The organism is Allobosea sp. GW821-FHT10B12 (assembly GCF_059415545.1).
Genome location: NZ_JBWKNL010000004.1, coordinates 335,877 through 351,294 on the forward strand (window position 1 = coordinate 335,877; position 15,418 = coordinate 351,294).

Below are 15,418 nucleotides of genomic sequence, written 5' to 3' on the forward strand. Positions count from 1 at the left end.
TTCGCGGTGCTGATTATTGTTTTGATGCTTAACCCAAAGGGCGCAATGTTCAGGGTAGCAGATGTTTTTTTTTAACACAAGTTTCACCGTGTCAGCTGTCAAGTACTTTGGATGACGTTGGGCAATTTCCAAATGGCCTAGCCTTGTGCAAGGAAGTCGAGTTGCACTTCCCTCTTCGGTACGAGCCGAAGCGATACATTGCTAGAATATATCACCGCATGGGCGGTTACGAAAATATTTCGAAAGCAAAAACTAAGTATGAAGAAGCAATAAAGGTCTTTGGTTTAAATTTGAACAAATCAAATGAAATTTCGATAGTGAATTTCGTCAAAAGCAGCTCTAAAAAGCAAACCTTGATCGATTTACTAGTTAAGTACTTGTTTGCACACAACGATATGATATTATCAAGTTACGAAGAAGAAAAAAAATCGCGAGACGAAATTATTAATCTAATTCACTCATCGCGCCGTTTAGTTAAACATCTTCTTGACGGAATTGTTGAGTATAAAACTAACTATCTTGTATCTGCTTATTTGCCTGATTTATACTGCAAGCAAGCTCTTTACATTAACTCTTTGGATGCCACCGTAAGTTTTGAAAATGACAAAGATATGGCGGCATACTTAGAGAATTCGATCATTTTGAGCACCGATCCAAGTTGGTTACGATACCATCTTATTTTGTGTAGTTTTATATCAAACCAACGTGATGTTGCAAAGCAGGCAGCCATCAAGCTTCCGAAAGATGTAGAGTATAGCTTTATAAACTCAGAATCTGTTAGCCAACTTTGGCTGTCTAGGCTTGAGATGAGACGAATAATCAATGAAAGATCGGACTTACCATTCCGAGTGACTAGGCCATTTGCAAGGAAACGACTACTAAGTGGAATTTATTTTGATTTGAAACTAGAAAAATACTGGCAAGAGCTTAAAGAAGCTCTGGATTAACACTAAATATACATTTCGCAACTTATAAGGCCGCAGCTGTCCGTTTCGTACTTGAGCCCGAACAAGCTGGCACAAATAAACAGTTTGTGCCGCTAAATCCTCGCCCCCAACCTGCGCAGCTGCGCCCTCAGATCGATCGGCTCGACGAAATGGACCGCCTGCATGCCGACCGAGCGGGCGGCGTCGATATTTTTGGCGCTGTCGTCGACGAAGATGCACTCGCCGGCGCTCAGCCCGTAGCGCTCCAGCAGCACATTGTAGATCGCCGGATCGGGCTTGAGCAGCCGCTCATGAGCCGAGACGATGACGCCGTCGAAGCTTTGCAGGAAGGGAAAGCGGATCAGGCACTCCGCCCATTTCTCGCGCGAGAAATTGGTGATGGCATAGACCTCCTCGCCCTTCGCCTTGAGATCGGCGAGTACAGCGACACTGTCTTCGATCGTCGAAGGTACCGTCTCGTGCCAGCGCTCGTCGAAAGCCTTGATCTCAGCTTCCCATTCGGGGTGCTCTGCGATCAGCAGCGCGACGGCTTCCGACCAGGGCCGGCCGCGATCCTGCTCGATGTTCCAGGCGGCGGTGCAGACATTCCTGAGGAACCAGTCGCGCTTGGCGTCGTCCGGGATCAGGTCGCGATAGAGATGGAACGGATCCCAGCGCAGCAGGACATTGCCGACATCGAACACGACCTTGCGATTTTCAGGCATAGGCAAGATTCTCCACTGCGTTTGCGGCGACGAGGTCGGCGCGACTCACGTCCTTGTGTGCGGACCTGCGTAACCTTCACACCGATTCTGGCGTATTCGCGTTAGGCATCGACAATCAAGGTGACGAATGGCTTTCGCAGCAACAGGCAGCTACTGGCCGTGGAGTGACCGGCAGGGGCGCTTCTCCGCCCTGCGCGCCGGCTGCTTCGTGCTCGTGCTCGTCCCCGCGCTGATTCTTGCCTGGCAGGCCTGGAGCCATCAGCTCGGCTCGAAACCGTGGACGCAAGCCGTGCACGATACCGGCACCTGGGCCCTGCGCATCCTCGTCATCACCCTCGCGGTGACGCCGCTGCGTCGCATCCTCGACTGGAACAAGCTGATCGGCATCCGCCGCATGCTCGGCCTCTCGGCCATGGCCTACGCGCTCGGCCATCTCACACTTTACTGCATCGATCTCGCCTTCGACTGGGGCCTGATCCTCTCCGAGATCGTCAAGCGCTTCTATCTCGTCGTCGGCATCACCGCGCTCATCGGCCTCGTCGTGCTCGGCATCACCTCGACCGACGGCATGATCCGCCGGCTCGGCTCGGGGCGCTGGCAGCGCCTGCACAACCTCGTCTACCCGATCGCCTGTCTCGGTCTGTTCCATTTCGCGCTGCAGTCGAAGATCGACGTCACCCAGCCGGTGCTGCTGACCGGCCTGTTCGCGCTGCTGATGGCCTATCGCGGTCTCAATCGCCTCGGCATTTCCTTGAGCTTCACCTCGCTGGCGCTGGCCGCCTTGGCGACCGGCCTCGCCACCGCGCTGGCGGAGACGGCCTGGTATGCCTTCGCCACCGGCGCCTCGGCCTGGCTGATCTTCCAGGCCAATGCCGACATCGTCGTCTACCAGGACTGGACGGCGCTGCGTCCCGGTCATTGGGTCGCAGCTGTCGGGCTCGTGCTCGCCGCGCTGCATCTCTTCCGCAAGCCGGCCGCAAGGCCGGAAGGAATGCGCCGTCATGCTCGGGCTTGACCCGAGCATCTCGTAAACCAGTACCAACTGGTCTTGAGATTCTCGGGTCTGCGCTTCGCTGCGCCCGAGAATGACGCTCTGTCAGCCCTCGCGCCGCGCCAGTTCCAGGATGGTCTCGATCAGCACGCGGATGGCGATGCCGGCATCGAGCTCGGTCATGTTCTCCAGCGGCGAATGGCTGATGCCCTTCTCGCAGCGCACGAACAGCATGGCCGAGGGGCAGAGCCGCGCCATCGCCATGGCATCGTGGCCGGCGCCGGAAGGCAGCCGCCGTGCCGAGAGATTGGAGCCGGTGCGGGCGATGCCGGTGGCGAGCGCCTCCTGCAGCTCGGCCGCCATCGGCGTCGCATCCTCGCGCGAATAGGGCGTGATGGTCAGGCCGACGCCGCGCCGGGTGGCGATCTCGCCGAAGCGCTGCTGGATCGCGCGCTCCATGCTGGCGACCGTCTCGCCTTGAGGAGCGCGATAATCGATGGTGAAATCGACCGCGCCGGGCACGACGTTGGTCGCCCCGGGGTCGGGCCGGAACACTCCGACCGTACCGACCGCCTGGTCATGCGCACCGGCGATCTCCTCCAGCGCCAGCGCCATTTCGGCGGCGGCGGTGAGTGCGTCCTTGCGCAGAGGCATCGGCACGGTGCCGGCATGGCCGGCCTCGCCGGTGACGCGCACGGCAGCACGGCTCTGGGCATTGATCGTGGTAACGATGCCGACCGCCTCGTTCTCGACCTCGAGCACCGGGCCCTGCTCGATATGGACTTCGAGATAAGCCTTGACCGAGCCGGGCTTGCGGGCGAGCGCCGCGATACCTGCCGGGTCGCCGCCAAAGGCGATGAGCGCATCGCGCAGGGCGACGCCGTCGGCGTCGCGCGAATCGAGCCAGGCCGGGTCGTAATGGCCGATCAGCGCCGAAGAGGTCGAGAGCGAGGTCGGGAAACGCACCGTCTCCTCGTCGCCGAAGGCGATGACCTCGAGTGCGAAAGGCAAGGTGATGCCGGCGTCGCGGATCGCTTGCGCCGCCAGGATGCCGGCGACGACGCCGAGATTGCCGTCGAAGCGGCCGCCATCGCGGACCGTATCGATATGCGAGCCGATCAGCACTGCCGGCAGGCCGGGGCTGGCGCCCTCGCGCCGGCCCTGCACCGAGCCGGCGGCATCGATGAAGGCGGTCAGCCCCGACACTTCCATCGCGCCCTTGACGTATTCCGCCCCCTGCCGGTGCGAGGGCGAGAGATAGAGCCGCGTCAGCTTGCCCGGCTCGTCGCTGAACCGGTTGAGGCCGGCGAGGGCGGCGAAGGCGCGGGCGCCGAGGACGGCAGGAGAAGGCAGGGTCGTGGTCATGGGATCAACCTAGCGGGCCGGCCATGGGCATGGCCAGCCCGCTTTAGTGTAATCGGATCGATTTGGCTGTCAGTAGGTCGCGCGCCCGCCGGACAGGTCGAAGACCGCGCCGGTGGTGAAGCTGTTCTCGGCCGAGGCCAGGAAGGCGACCATCGAGGCGACCTCGTCGGGCTGCAGGAAGCGGCCGCGCGGGATCTTGGCCAGCATGTAGCCGATATGCTCCTCGCTCATCTGGTCGAAGATGCGGGTGCGGGCGGCAGCGGGGGTGATGCAGTTCACCGCGATGTCCTGCTGCGCCAGCTCCTTGCCGAGCGATTTGGTCAGCGCGATCACCGCCGCCTTCGAGGCCGAATAGGCCGAGGCGTTCGGGTTGCCCTCCTTGCCGGCGATCGAGGCGACCAGCACGAGCCGCCCGTAATTGCGCTTGATCATGCCGGGGATCACCGCCTGGCAGCAATGCAGCGTGCCGTCGACATTGAGGCGCATGATCTTCGCCCATTCGTCGAGGGGATATTCCCAGGTCTTCAGGTTCGGCCCGGCGATGCCGGCGCTGGTGACGAGGATGTCGACGCTGCCATGGCGCTGCTCCAGCTCGGCAGCGGCCGCATTGACCGCCCTGGCATCGGTCACGTCGATGGCGAGCCCGCTCGCGGCCGGGCCGATCGCGGCGGCCGCCTCGTTGGCGAGCTTGCCGTCGAGGTCCCAGATCGCGACCTTGGCGCCGCTGGCGGCAAGACGCTCGGCAACGGCGCGGCCGATCCCCTGCGCACCGCCGGTGACGATGGCGACGCGGCCCTTTAAATCGATTTGGTTCATTGAAACGGAATCCCTCCCTGGAATTTGCGCCCGAATTCTAGCGCAAAGCCGGCCGTCGCAAAGCCGCGATGGCCAGAGGGGAGGGTTGCGTCAGGTTGACCGCTTAGCGGGCATTCCGGAAGGCGCGCGGGCTGAACGCGGTGCGCAAGAGGATGCCGATATCGAGCCAGAACGACCAGTTGTCGATGTACCAGTGATCATAGGCGATGCGGCGAGCCATTTTGTCGTCGGTGTCGGTCTCGCCGCGCAGCCCGTTGACCTGGGCCCAGCCGGTGATGCCGGGCTTGACGTTGTGGCGCCTGGCATAGAGCGCGATCTTGCGCTGGAATTCGCGGTCATGGGCGAGCGCGTGCGGGCGCGGCCCGACCAGCGACATCTGCCCGGCGATGACGTTCAGGAGTTGCGGCAGCTCATCGAGATTGTAGCGCCGCAGGAAGCTGCCGATTCTGGTGATGCGCGGATCGTTGCGCGTCGCCTGCTTGACCACGTCGCCATCGTCCGTCGTCGTCATCGTGCGGAACTTGAAGATTCGGAAGGGCTGCTGATTGAAACCGTAGCGGCGCTGCAGGAACAGCACCGGCCCCTTCGAATCGAGCTTGATCGCGATCGCCACGAGCAGGAGCACCGGCAGGCTGGCGAGCAGGATCGCGCTGGCGGCGAAGACGTCGAAGACGCGCTTGAACAGGATCTGGGCGAAGGACAGGGCCGGGCGCGTCAGCCTGAGCGAGGCGAGCGAGCCGATCCGCACGATGTGCGGGTTGTCGAAACGGTCCATCACCCGCTCCGGCGTCAGGTGGATCGCGACCGGCAGGTTCATGAAGGCGTCGATGCAGGCGTCGATCGTCTCCTGGTCCGACCAGGGCAGGGCGATGAAGACGGCATCCGGCTTGAGATCGCGGGCGCGGGCCGAGGCGGTGACGAGGTCGGCCGCGAGCGCCGCCTGCGGATCGTTGATCCGGCGCGGATCGTTGCTGCGCAGGAAGGCGACGTCGACGATCGAGAAGCCGATGTTCCAGGGCTGGTGGCGCGAGACGAAGGACATCACCTCGCTCTCGCGCCCGATCAGGAAGACTCGCTCGGAGGTGATCCGCCCGGTCTTCGAGGCCATCGAGATGGTGCGCACGATCGCCGAGCGGGCGAGCGCGATCAGCGGGATGCCGGCGACATAGGTGGCGAGCACGACGGCGCGCGAGAACTGGTCGTTGACCTTGGCCATGAAGACGATGGCGACGAAGGCGATCATCGTCAGGTTCCAGACCGTGAAGGCGGAGGTGATCTGGCCCTTGGTCGAGAGATAGTTCTCCAGCCGGTAGCGACCGCGCATCAGATTGGTGAAGACGAAGATCGCGGCGATCATCGAGGCGAGCTCGGCGGTGACCTTGTCGTTGCCGAGATGGCCGTAGGCGACGAAGTGGTAGGCGATCGAGGTGCCGCCGACCACGGTCAGCACGGTCACCGCATCGACCGCCGCGGTGATCAGCCCGATCCAGTGACGCAGCGCATTGGCGCGCTGGTCGGCTGCCGTGGCGACTTCGTAGTTCAGGTCGTTGACACTCATCATGCCGCGCTCGCTTCGAAGACCGGCAAAGCCAGTCGCGGGCGGTCCGGAATCGGCACAGGGGATGCGCCGACGGCCGCCTTGCCTGACGAGGTGGCAAGGGTGATGCCGCCGGGGCATGCGGCTGATTTCGCGGAAAACGCACCGGATTCGGCCCGGCTGGACCGGAGCCGAGCGCAGCGTCAGCGGAGTGCGTCCCATTACGGGACAGGCCGTGGGACAGAGGCTGGCGGAGCGATCCGACGCGTTATCGGATCAGGGAAAGACGGCGTTCATCCTATGCTGGGGTTCTGCTTGACCCCCACAAGAAACGCAATGAAGACAATAATCTGCGCCGTCAGCATGGGCGACGTGCGCCAGCAGCGATCGAGATGAACGTCGTTCTCTTCCAGACTTCGCAGCGACGGGCTGCCCTTTCCGCCCCGCCTGAACCGCCGCGCCGCGTCATCGCCGGCGTCCCGGTCGCAGCGCTGACGCGCGAGGACGCGCTCGCGCTGATCGATCACGCCTTCGATGGCGGCGGCCACCTGCGCCTGGCCTACTGCAACGCCAACCTCGTCAACATCGCCGCGCGGGATCCGGGGCTGCGCGAACGCCTCGCCGATTTCCTGGTCCTGCCTGACGGGATCGGCGTCGATATCGGCTCGCGCCTGCTCTACGGCGCGGCCTTCCCGGCCAATCTCAACGGCACCGACTTCACGCCGGCCATCCTTTCCGCCCAAAAGCGCCCACTCCGCGTGATGCTGCTCGGCGGTCGGCCGGGCGTCGCCGAGCGTGCCGCGGCGAGGTTGCGCGCCGACCACCCGCAGCATCGCTTTTCGGTGCTGAGCCATGGCTATTTCGAACCGGCAGAGGAGCCGGCCCTGCTGGCGCGGCTCGCGCATGAACGGCCCGATCTGTTGCTGGTCGCCTTCGGCAATCCGCGGCAGGAGCAGTGGATCGCCGACAGGATCGATGCCCGCCACTGCGCGGTCGCAGCCGGCATCGGCGCGCTGTTCGACTTCCTCGCCGGCGAGGTGGCGCGGGCGCCGGAAACCTTCCGCGCCCTCAGGATCGAATGGGTCTATCGCCTCTGGCTCGAGCCGCGCCGGCTCTGGCGGCGCTATGTCGTCGGCAACCCCGCCTTCCTGATGCGGGTGCTGCACCAGAAGCTGGTAGGGCGGAGCGCCTGACGGCTTCTAGGATTTCTTCCCGATGATGACGCCGAAGAGCGGTCCGGCGCCGATCATCACCAAGAACACCCTGATGATGTGATGGGCCGCGACGAAGGCGACCTCGGTGTGCAGCGCCAGCGCGATCAGGCTCATCTCGGCGAGGCCGCCGGGCGAGTAGGCCAGGATCAGCGGCACCGGCTTGTAGCTCGAGACATGCGCCACCGCGAAGGCGAAGACCAGCGTCAGCGCCACCAGGATCACGGTCGAGCCGAAAGAGATCAGGAGGATCCGCAGGATCGCCTGCGGCGGCGTGCCGACGAAGCGGCAGCCGATGGTGACGCCAAGGATGAGCTGGGCGACGTTGACGATCTCGTAGGGCGGCACGGAATCGCTGAAGCCGACGAGATGCACGATGGCCGAGACCAGCATCGGCCCCAGCAACTGCTTGGCCGGCAGGCGCAGCGCATGGGCAAGCATCACCCCGGCGATCGCGCTGGCGACCAGCCAGAACCAGCCCAGCGCCGGCGTCTGGAACATCGACGGGCCCTGGTTGCGGTTGATGCCGAGCGAAACGCCTTCGAGCCATTGCACGATGAAGGGCAGCGTCATCACCACCAGCAGGATGCGGGCGGAATGAATCAGCGCGATGGTGCGGGCATCGCCACCCTTCTCCTCGCCGGTGATCACCATCTCGACGAGCCCGCCCGGCATTCCGGAGAAGAACGCGGTCACGGGATCGTAGCCGGCGACGCGGCGGAAATAGGTGACGCAGCACAGGCCGCAGGCGACCATGAACAGCACGAGCCCGCCGAGCGTCGGCAGCCAGTTCGGCATCTGCGCGACGATCTCCGGCTTGAAACCGGAGCCGAGCAGCACGCCGATCACCGCCGACATCGGCGGCCGGATCACCGGTGGGGCGGCCACCGGAGCGCGGGCGATCGCGGCGGCGGTGCAGAACACCATCGAGCCGAGCATCCAGGGCAGTGGCAGGCGGTAATGGGCGAAGAGCCAGCCCCCGATCGTGCCGAGCGCGAGGGCGAACAGGAAACGGCGCCAGGGAAAGCGTCGCGGCGACAATTCACGCACGCCATTGACCGCATCCCTCAGCAGATCCCGCATCGCCCCGATCACCTCTCCAGGCGCATACCCATGGCCGCGCCACGGCGCTGCTATACGCCATCCGCATGGCGATGACAGGGCTTTGTCGGCATGCCGCCCTTGCCTTCGCGGCGGGGCGAATGGACCTGGCGACAACTCAGCCATGCCTGCAAGCCGCTGACGAACGGGCAGAAAATCGGCGACAGTCGGCCCCTGCAGATATCTGATAGGCCGTCGGCGTCTTCCGCCCGGCTCGAGGCAGCCATGAGCGAAGACCGCCTTTCGGAAGCGACCGGTCGCGGCAGCGAAGGCATCGGTTTGGCCGAAGCGCTGCCTGTCCCTGCCGATGAGGACGGCAATCCGGCGGAACCGCCGGATTCGAGGCTTATAGCGGTTCCGCTGCCGCCGGTTCTGTCCGCCCCGTCCCGCGAGAACTGGCTCACGGCGCGCAGCAATCGCACCCGCCTGTGGTGGCGCCGGGCGAGCCCGAACCTGCGCGGCACCGTCTACATGATCACCGCGCTGCTGGTTTATGCGGTGATGGTCGGCGCTTTCAAGCATCTGGGCGCAGCGATCCCGCTGGTCGAAACGCTGATGATCCGCCAGATCATCATGAGCGCGGTGGTCGTCGCCATCGCCGGTAGCAGCCTGCCCCTGGCGCTGAAGACGGATCGGCCGGGCCTGCAGGTTTTCCGCGGCCTGATCACGCTGGCCTCGATGCTCTGCGGCTTCAGCGCCCTCGTCCATATCCCGCTCGCCCAGGCGACCTCGATCAGCTTCAGCCAGGTGCTGTTCGTCACCGTCGCCGCCGTACTGATCCTGAAGGAGCGCGTCGACGCGGCGCGCTGGATCGCGACCGGCCTCGGCTTCGTCGGCGTGCTGATCATGCTCAACCCTTCGGGCGAGGGCTTGAACGTCTGGGCGCTGATGTCGGTCGGCGGCGCGCTGTTCGGTGCCGGCATCACCATCAGCGTGCGCATCCTCGGTACCAGCGAGCGCACCGAGACGATCCTGATCTATCAGGGCCTCGTCCTGATGGTCGTCCTCGCCTGGCCGGCCTGGGCGCTCTGGGTCTGGCCGACATCGGAGCAATGGTTCTGGCTGGTGCTGCTCAGCCTGTTCGGCACGGCCGGGCAGTGGCTGATCACCAGGGCCTATCAGGTCGGCGAGGCGGCGGCCTTGGCGCCGCTCGACTTCAGCCGCCTGATCCTGGCGGTTTTCACAGGCTTCGTCTTCTTCGCTGAGGTGCCGTCGCTGACGACGCTCGTCGGCGCCGCTATCGTCATTGGTGCGACCCTCTACACCATGCGCCGCAATGCCCGCGGCCGCCCCGGCTCCGACCTTTCCTCCCCGCCCTGACGACCAACGGACAGACCATGGCGCATCACCAGCTCGACGCTTCGCTCGCCACCTGCCATTGGGGCTATTTCGACGCTGGGCTGAAGCCAGTTCTGGAGATCGAGAGCGGCGACAGCGTCACCATCCGCACCGTCACCGGCGGCGCGGCGCATCAGCCCGAGGGCAATGCGACGATCCCGCCGGAGATCCACGAGATCCATGAGAAGGCCGAGCGCATGGTGCCCGGCCACATCCTCACCGGCCCGATCGCGGTGAAGGGCGCCAGGCCCGGCCAGGTGCTGGAGGTGCAGATCAGGAGCGTCAAGCCGCGCACCGATTTCGGCTACACCATGTTCCGGCCGCTCGGCGGCACGCTGCCGGACGAGTTCGATTATCACGCCTTCCGCTATATTCATCTCGACCGCGAGCGGAACGTTGCGAACCTGCCCTGGGGCATGGAATTGCCGCTTGCGCCCTTCTTCGGCGTGATGGGCACGGCGCCGCCGGCGCATTGGGGGCGGGTGACCTCGCTGATCCCGCGTGCCTTCGGCGGCAATATCGACAACAAGGAACTCGGCGCCGGCGCGACGCTCTATCTGCCGGTTTTCGTCGAGGGCGCGCTGTTCTCCTGCGGCGACGGCCATGGCGCCCAGGGCGATGGCGAGGTCTGCATTACCGCGATCGAGACGGCGCTGGAGGGCACCTTCGAGTTCCATCTGCGCGAGGATCTCTCCTATGCGATGCCGCGCGCGGAGACTCGGAGCCACCACATCACCATGGGCATCGATCCGGATCTCGACATCTGCGCCCAGAACGCGTTGAGGGAGATGATCGACCTGATCACCTCCAGGACGAAGCTGACGCGGGACGAGGCCTATATGCTCTGCAGCCTCGCCGCTGATCTGCGCGTCACCCAGACGGTCAATGGCTCCAAGGGCATCCACTGCATGCTGCCGAAGAGCCTGGTGGCCTAAAGCCTCACAGCATCGGCAGACCGCGCGGCTTCGGTCCGCGCGGGAAGGCCGCGTCGAGCCGGGCAGTGTCTTCGTCGCTCAGCTGCAACCCGAGCGCGCCGGCATTGTCCTGTGCATGGCTGGCCTTGGCCGCCTTCGGGATAGCGAAGACGGATGGCTTGCGCGTCAGGAAGGCGAGCGCGACCTGGCGCGGGCTCGCGCCATGGGCGCTGGCGATCTCGGCCAGCAGCTTGCCCTGCGCCGAGCGCTCTTCCGGGAAATCGTCCTGTCCGAACGGGCTGTAGGCGGTGACGGCGACGCCGTTCTTCTCGCACCACGGGATCACCGCATGCTCGATCGCCCGCTCGCGCAAGTGGTAGAGCACCTGGTTGCAGGCGATCTTGCCGGGTCCGACGAGTTGCAACGCCTCGTCGAGATCGGTGACATCGAAATTGCTGACGCCCCAGGACAGGATCTTGCCCTCGGCCCGGAGCTCCTCGAACGCCGCGAAGGTCTCCGCCAGAGGATAGGAACCACGCCAGTGCAGCAGATAGCAGTCGAGTCGATCGGTCTTGAGCCGGCGCAATGACTGCTCGCAAGCCTTGCGCGTCCCGGCCTTCGAGGCGTTGTGCGGCAGCACCTTCGAGACCAGGAAGACCTCGTCGCGCCGCCCCGCGAGCGCCTCGCCGGTGATCTCTTCGGCCAAGCCATCGCCATACATCTCGGCGGTGTCGATATGGGAGAGGCCGAGATCGAGCCCGTGCCGCAGCGCCGCGATCGCTTCGCTGCGAGGCGCGCGCTCGATGTTCCAGGTGCCCTGGCCGACCCGCGAGACGGCTGGACCGCCATTTCCGAAAACTCTGTTCACGCCTCTGCTCCTGCTTTAGCGGACTTCGACCTCGTAGCGGCCATGGCGGATTTCGCCGTCGGAATAGCGCACGCGTACCTCGAAGCTGTCGCGGCCGCGATAATCGGGAGCGGAGGTGTACTCGAAGGCGAGCGCCTTGCCGACCTTGCCGTCGCAATGCTCGTAGGGGCCGGGGCCGTAGACTGCAGCGGCCTTGCGCGTCAGCATCCGGACGCTGCCATGCTGCGGCTTCTGCGTCAGCACGGCGGTCGGCCGCTTCACCTGCCGGCAACGCTTGTCCATGGTCATGTAGGTCTGCTGCATGAAGGTGGGCTCGCCCGCGGCGACCCGGTCGATACCGTCGGCTGCATCATCCTTGTCGCCGGAGCTCACGCAGCCACCGAGCGCGCCGCAGAGCAGGATGAGGCCGAGCGTCGTCAGTCCGGGGATTGGCATCACGCTCCTCGCTGCAGCCGGTTGATCACACCGGCGGCGTGCCGTTGGCCGCCAGCACCTCGCCGGCGAGGTAGAGCGAGCCGCAGATCAGGATGCGCGGCGGGGCCTTCCAGTCGCGCCGGGCGATCTCCATGAGCGCCTGCTCCACCGAACCCGCAATCTCGGCCTTGAGGCCCGCCTCGCGTGCCAGCGTCGCAACCTCCTCGGCCGAGCGCGCGGCGAGCTGGTTCTGGATCGAGACCGCGAACAGCCCCTGTGCCAGCCCCTTGAAATGGCCGAGCGTGGCGCGCGCATCCTTGGTCGCGAGCAGGCCGGCGATCATCACGAGCGGGGCCGGGTTTTTCTCTTCGAGATCGGCCATGGCCTGGGCGAGCACGCGCCCGCCATCGGGATTGTGGCCGCCATCGAGCCAGAGCTCGGCGCCGGCAGGCGCGAGCTCGGCGAGCTTGCCGCGCGCCAGCCTTTGCAGGCGCGCCGGCCACTCCGCCTCGGTCATGCCGCGCTCGAAGGCCTGGGCGGGCAGCCCGCCATAGCCGGCGGCGCGCAGGGCCGCGATCGCGGTGCCGGCATTGGTGTGCTGATGGCGCCCGGCAAGGCGCGGCAGCGGCAGGTCGAGCAGGCCGTCGCCATCTTCGTAGACCAGCCGGCCGCCATCCTCATGGACGTTGAAGTCCTGCATCCCGACCAGGAGCTTGGAGGCGCCGACGCGTTCGGCTGCGGCTTCCAGCACCGCGGTCGGCTCCGGCTCCTGCGGCGCGATCACCGCGGGGGCGCCGCGCTTGAAGATGCCGGCCTTCTCGCCGGCGATCTTGGTGACGGTGTCGCCGAGATATTCGGAATGGTCGAGCGAGACCGGTGTCACCACCGCGCAGGCCGGGTGGTCGATCACATTGGTCGCATCGAAGCGCCCGCCGAGCCCGACCTCGAGCAGCACGACATCGGCCTTGTGCTCGGAGAAGAGCAGGAAGGCGGCAGCGTTGGTGATCTCGAAGAAGGTGATGGGATCGCCGGCATTGGCCTTCTCGCAGCGCTCCAGCGCGTCGACCAGCAGCGCTTCGTCGACGAAGCGTCCGCCGCCCGGCCGGCTCAGCCGGATGCGCTCATGGAAGCGCACCAGGTGCGGCGAGGTATAGACATGGACCGAGAGGCCGGCTGCTTCGAGGATCGCCCGCATGAAGGCGATGGTCGAGCCCTTGCCGTTGGTGCCGGCGACATGGATCACCGGCGGCAGCTTCTTCTGCGGATCGCCCAGCCGCTCGAGCAGGCGCAGGATGCGCCCGAGCGAGAGGTCGATCAGCTTGGGATGCAGCGCGAGGAAGCGCGCCAGCAAGAGGTCGGATGTGCTCATGCGGACACCGGCCTCCCGGCCGGGGTGGAAACGGTCAGACCGCGGCGGCCGGCAGCGGCTCCGGCGCAGGTACGTTGACGGCCGGCAAGGGCTGCTTGGTCAGGAGCCGGCCGAGCCGGGCCAGTGTCGCCGGGATCTGGTGACGGTGCACGACCATGTCGACCATGCCGTGATCCTTGAGATATTCCGAGCGCTGGAAGCCCTCGGGCAGCTTCTCGCGGATCGTCTGCTCGATCACGCGCGGCCCGGCGAAGCCGATCAGCGCGCCCGGCTCGGCGATGTGGACATCGCCGAGCATGGCGTAGGAGGCAGTGACGCCGCCGGTGGTCGGGTTGGTCAGCACGACGAAATAGGGCAGGCCGGCCTTGCGCAGCATGCGGGTCGCGACCGTGGTGCGCGGCAATTGCATCAGCGAGAGGATGCCTTCCTGCATGCGCGCGCCGCCCGAGGCGGCGAAGACGACGTAAGGGGTCTTCTTCTCCAGCGCCGTCTCGGCGCCCTTGATAAAGGCCTCGCCGGCGGCCATGCCGAGCGAGCCGCCCATGAAGTGGAAGTCCTGCACCGCGATCGTCATCGGCAGGCCCTGGACGCGGCCATAGCCGACCTTGAAAGCGTCGGCCGCGCCGGTCTTGGCGCGGGCGTCCTTGATCCGGTCGGTGTAGCGCTTCTCGTCGCGGAACTTCAGCGGATCGGCCACCGCCTCCGGCAGCGGCACGTCGACCCATTTGCCTTCGTCGAAGGTCAGCCGCAGGCGGTCCTGCGCGGTGACGCGCATATGGTGGTCGGAGCCGGGAATGACGAAGCCGTTGGCCTCGACATCCTTGTGGAAGACCATCTGCCCGGAATCCGGGCACTTGATCCAGAGATTCTCTGGGGTCTCGCGCTTGAACAGCGTCTTGATGCGCGGACGGACGACTTCGGAAATCCAGTTCATCGGATCATCCTTGAATTACGCAGGCGCTCAGGCCGCGGCCTTGGCGACCGAGCGGACGCCGGCCGCGAGCTCGGCGACCAGCGAGGTGACAGCCGAAACCGTCTTTTCCGTGGCCTTGCCATCGGCGTCGAGCGAGAGGCGGACACGGTCGACCAGGGCCGAGCCGACGACGACGCCGTCCGCCCCCTTGGCGATCGCGATCGCGTCGGCCGGCGTCTTGACGCCGAAACCGACGGCAACCGGCAAGGTGGTGTGCTGCTTGATCCGGGCGACCGCCGCGCCGACCGCGTCGTAATTCGCGATCGCACCGCCGGTCACGCCGGTCATCGAGACATAGTAGACGAAGCCGGAGGTGTTCTGCAGCACGCGCGGCAGGCGCTTGTCGTCGGTGGTCGGCGTCGCCAGGCGGATAAAGCTCACGCCAGCGGCCAGCGCCGGCAGGCAGAGCTCCTCGTCCTCTTCCGGCGGCAGGTCGACGACGATCAGCCCGTCGATGCCGGCAATGCGGGCATCCCTCAGGAAGGCGTCGACGCTATAGGCCCAGATCGGGTTGTAATAGCCCATCAGCACGACCGGCGTATCGTTGCCGGCCTTGCGGAAGGCCGTGACCATGGCGAGCGTCTTCTTCAGCGTCTGCCCGGCCTTGAGGGCGCGCTGGCCGGCGAGCTGGACCGGCACGCCGTCGGCCATCGGGTCGGTGAAGGGCACGCCAAGCTCGATGATATCGGCGCCGGCCGCCGGCAAGGCGTTCAGGATCGCGCTGCCGGTGTCGAAATCGGGGTCGCCGGCAGTGACATAGGTCACCAGCGCGGCGCGGCCCGCCGCGGCGCAGGCGGCAAAGCGGGCTTCGATGCGGGCTTGTCCAGTCTCGGTCATGCCGGAGCGGTTAGCATGGCCGCGCCCGGCTGG

The 15,418-nt window shown here is 65.4% G+C and carries 15 protein-coding genes; 5 read left to right on the plus strand and 10 right to left on the minus strand.

All coding sequences use genetic code 11. The features are described 5' to 3' along the window. The first annotated feature begins 218 nt into the window (after positions 1-218). Positions 219-947: a hypothetical protein gene (locus tag AC07O0_RS16215; protein WP_494624713.1), complete on the plus strand. Its 729-nt coding sequence runs from the start codon at positions 219-221 to the stop codon at positions 945-947. A 92-nt stretch (positions 948-1,039) separates the two neighbouring features. Here AC07O0_RS16215 and AC07O0_RS16220 read toward each other — a convergent pair whose 3' ends face one another. Beyond that, a complete protein-coding gene (locus tag AC07O0_RS16220) occupies positions 1,040-1,651 on the minus strand; it encodes an HAD family hydrolase (RefSeq protein WP_494624714.1) in 612 nt (203 codons plus the stop codon). Between the two features lie 127 nt (positions 1,652-1,778). On the opposite strand from AC07O0_RS16220, the gene msrQ reads away from it, so the two are divergent. After that, on the plus strand, positions 1,779-2,666 hold the full coding sequence (gene msrQ, locus AC07O0_RS16225; RefSeq protein WP_494624715.1) for a protein-methionine-sulfoxide reductase heme-binding subunit MsrQ: 888 nt from the start codon (positions 1,779-1,781) through the stop codon (positions 2,664-2,666). An 81-nt stretch (positions 2,667-2,747) separates the two neighbouring features. On the opposite strand, the gene AC07O0_RS16230 is transcribed toward msrQ, so the two are convergent. From AC07O0_RS16230 to AC07O0_RS16240, 3 genes are all read right to left on the minus strand, one after another. Then, positions 2,748-4,007 carry an allantoate amidohydrolase gene (locus AC07O0_RS16230; RefSeq protein WP_494624716.1) on the minus strand — a complete coding sequence of 420 codons (1,260 nt, stop codon included), beginning with the start codon at positions 4,005-4,007 and terminating at the stop codon, positions 2,748-2,750. Positions 4,008-4,076: 69 nt separating this feature from the next. Continuing rightward, entirely contained in the window at positions 4,077-4,823 is a 747-nt protein-coding gene (locus AC07O0_RS16235) for an SDR family NAD(P)-dependent oxidoreductase (RefSeq protein WP_494624717.1), read from the minus strand. A gap of 103 nt (positions 4,824-4,926) precedes the next feature. After that, positions 4,927-6,381 (minus strand): undecaprenyl-phosphate glucose phosphotransferase, encoded by a 1,455-nt coding sequence (locus AC07O0_RS16240; RefSeq protein WP_494624718.1) that lies wholly within the window; start codon positions 6,379-6,381, stop codon positions 4,927-4,929. 371 nt (positions 6,382-6,752) lie between these two features. Here AC07O0_RS16240 and AC07O0_RS16245 point away from each other — a divergent pair, with 371 nt between their 5' ends. Further along, complete coding sequence (locus AC07O0_RS16245; protein ID WP_494624719.1) at positions 6,753-7,553, plus strand: WecB/TagA/CpsF family glycosyltransferase; 801 nt, start codon at positions 6,753-6,755, stop codon at positions 7,551-7,553. A gap of 6 nt (positions 7,554-7,559) precedes the next feature. Here AC07O0_RS16245 and AC07O0_RS16250 read toward each other — a convergent pair whose 3' ends face one another. Beyond that, on the minus strand, positions 7,560-8,654 hold the full coding sequence (locus AC07O0_RS16250; RefSeq protein WP_494624720.1) for an AbrB family transcriptional regulator: 1,095 nt from the start codon (positions 8,652-8,654) through the stop codon (positions 7,560-7,562). 243 nt (positions 8,655-8,897) lie between these two features. On the opposite strand from AC07O0_RS16250, the gene AC07O0_RS16255 reads away from it, so the two are divergent. Together AC07O0_RS16255 and AC07O0_RS16260 are read left to right on the plus strand one after the other, a co-directional pair. Beyond that, positions 8,898-9,992 carry a DMT family transporter gene (locus tag AC07O0_RS16255; RefSeq protein ID WP_494624721.1) on the plus strand — a complete coding sequence of 365 codons (1,095 nt, stop codon included), beginning with the start codon at positions 8,898-8,900 and terminating at the stop codon, positions 9,990-9,992. A 17-nt stretch (positions 9,993-10,009) separates the two neighbouring features. Then, positions 10,010-10,945, plus strand: coding sequence for an acetamidase/formamidase family protein (locus AC07O0_RS16260; RefSeq protein ID WP_494624722.1), 936 nt, complete (start codon positions 10,010-10,012; stop codon positions 10,943-10,945). A 4-nt stretch (positions 10,946-10,949) separates the two neighbouring features. Here the strand turns inward: AC07O0_RS16260 and AC07O0_RS16265 are convergent, their stop codons facing one another. From AC07O0_RS16265 to trpA, 5 genes are read right to left on the minus strand one after another with little or no spacing between them, the layout of a single operon-like run. Then, positions 10,950-11,792, minus strand: coding sequence for an aldo/keto reductase (locus AC07O0_RS16265; RefSeq protein WP_494624723.1), 843 nt, complete (start codon positions 11,790-11,792; stop codon positions 10,950-10,952). A gap of 15 nt (positions 11,793-11,807) precedes the next feature. After that, positions 11,808-12,227 (minus strand): hypothetical protein, encoded by a 420-nt coding sequence (locus tag AC07O0_RS16270; RefSeq protein WP_494624724.1) that lies wholly within the window; start codon positions 12,225-12,227, stop codon positions 11,808-11,810. 25 nt (positions 12,228-12,252) lie between these two features. Next, a complete protein-coding gene (locus tag AC07O0_RS16275; protein WP_494624725.1) occupies positions 12,253-13,575 on the minus strand; it encodes a bifunctional folylpolyglutamate synthase/dihydrofolate synthase in 1,323 nt (440 codons plus the stop codon). 34 nt (positions 13,576-13,609) lie between these two features. Further along, complete coding sequence (gene accD / locus AC07O0_RS16280) at positions 13,610-14,509, minus strand: acetyl-CoA carboxylase, carboxyltransferase subunit beta (RefSeq protein ID WP_494624726.1); 900 nt, start codon at positions 14,507-14,509, stop codon at positions 13,610-13,612. A gap of 27 nt (positions 14,510-14,536) precedes the next feature. After that, complete coding sequence (gene trpA, locus AC07O0_RS16285; protein ID WP_494624727.1) at positions 14,537-15,385, minus strand: tryptophan synthase subunit alpha; 849 nt, start codon at positions 15,383-15,385, stop codon at positions 14,537-14,539. Positions 15,386-15,418 lie beyond the last annotated feature (33 nt).

Coding starts and splice junctions, on each gene's coding strand:
- AC07O0_RS16215 (WP_494624713.1), top strand. CDS start 219: ATGGGCGGTTACGAAAATATTTCGAAAGCAAAAACTAAGTATGAAGAA.
- AC07O0_RS16220 (WP_494624714.1), bottom strand. CDS start 1,651: ATGCCTGAAAATCGCAAGGTCGTGTTCGATGTCGGCAATGTCCTGCTG.
- msrQ (WP_494624715.1), top strand. CDS start 1,779: ATGGCTTTCGCAGCAACAGGCAGCTACTGGCCGTGGAGTGACCGGCAG.
- AC07O0_RS16230 (WP_494624716.1), bottom strand. CDS start 4,007: ATGACCACGACCCTGCCTTCTCCTGCCGTCCTCGGCGCCCGCGCCTTC.
- AC07O0_RS16235 (WP_494624717.1), bottom strand. CDS start 4,823: ATGAACCAAATCGATTTAAAGGGCCGCGTCGCCATCGTCACCGGCGGT.
- AC07O0_RS16240 (WP_494624718.1), bottom strand. CDS start 6,381: ATGAGTGTCAACGACCTGAACTACGAAGTCGCCACGGCAGCCGACCAG.
- AC07O0_RS16245 (WP_494624719.1), top strand. CDS start 6,753: ATGAACGTCGTTCTCTTCCAGACTTCGCAGCGACGGGCTGCCCTTTCC.
- AC07O0_RS16250 (WP_494624720.1), bottom strand. CDS start 8,654: ATGCGGGATCTGCTGAGGGATGCGGTCAATGGCGTGCGTGAATTGTCG.
- AC07O0_RS16255 (WP_494624721.1), top strand. CDS start 8,898: ATGAGCGAAGACCGCCTTTCGGAAGCGACCGGTCGCGGCAGCGAAGGC.
- AC07O0_RS16260 (WP_494624722.1), top strand. CDS start 10,010: ATGGCGCATCACCAGCTCGACGCTTCGCTCGCCACCTGCCATTGGGGC.
- AC07O0_RS16270 (WP_494624724.1), bottom strand. CDS start 12,227: ATGCCAATCCCCGGACTGACGACGCTCGGCCTCATCCTGCTCTGCGGC.
- AC07O0_RS16275 (WP_494624725.1), bottom strand. CDS start 13,575: ATGAGCACATCCGACCTCTTGCTGGCGCGCTTCCTCGCGCTGCATCCC.
- accD (WP_494624726.1), bottom strand. CDS start 14,509: ATGAACTGGATTTCCGAAGTCGTCCGTCCGCGCATCAAGACGCTGTTC.
- trpA (WP_494624727.1), bottom strand. CDS start 15,385: ATGACCGAGACTGGACAAGCCCGCATCGAAGCCCGCTTTGCCGCCTGC.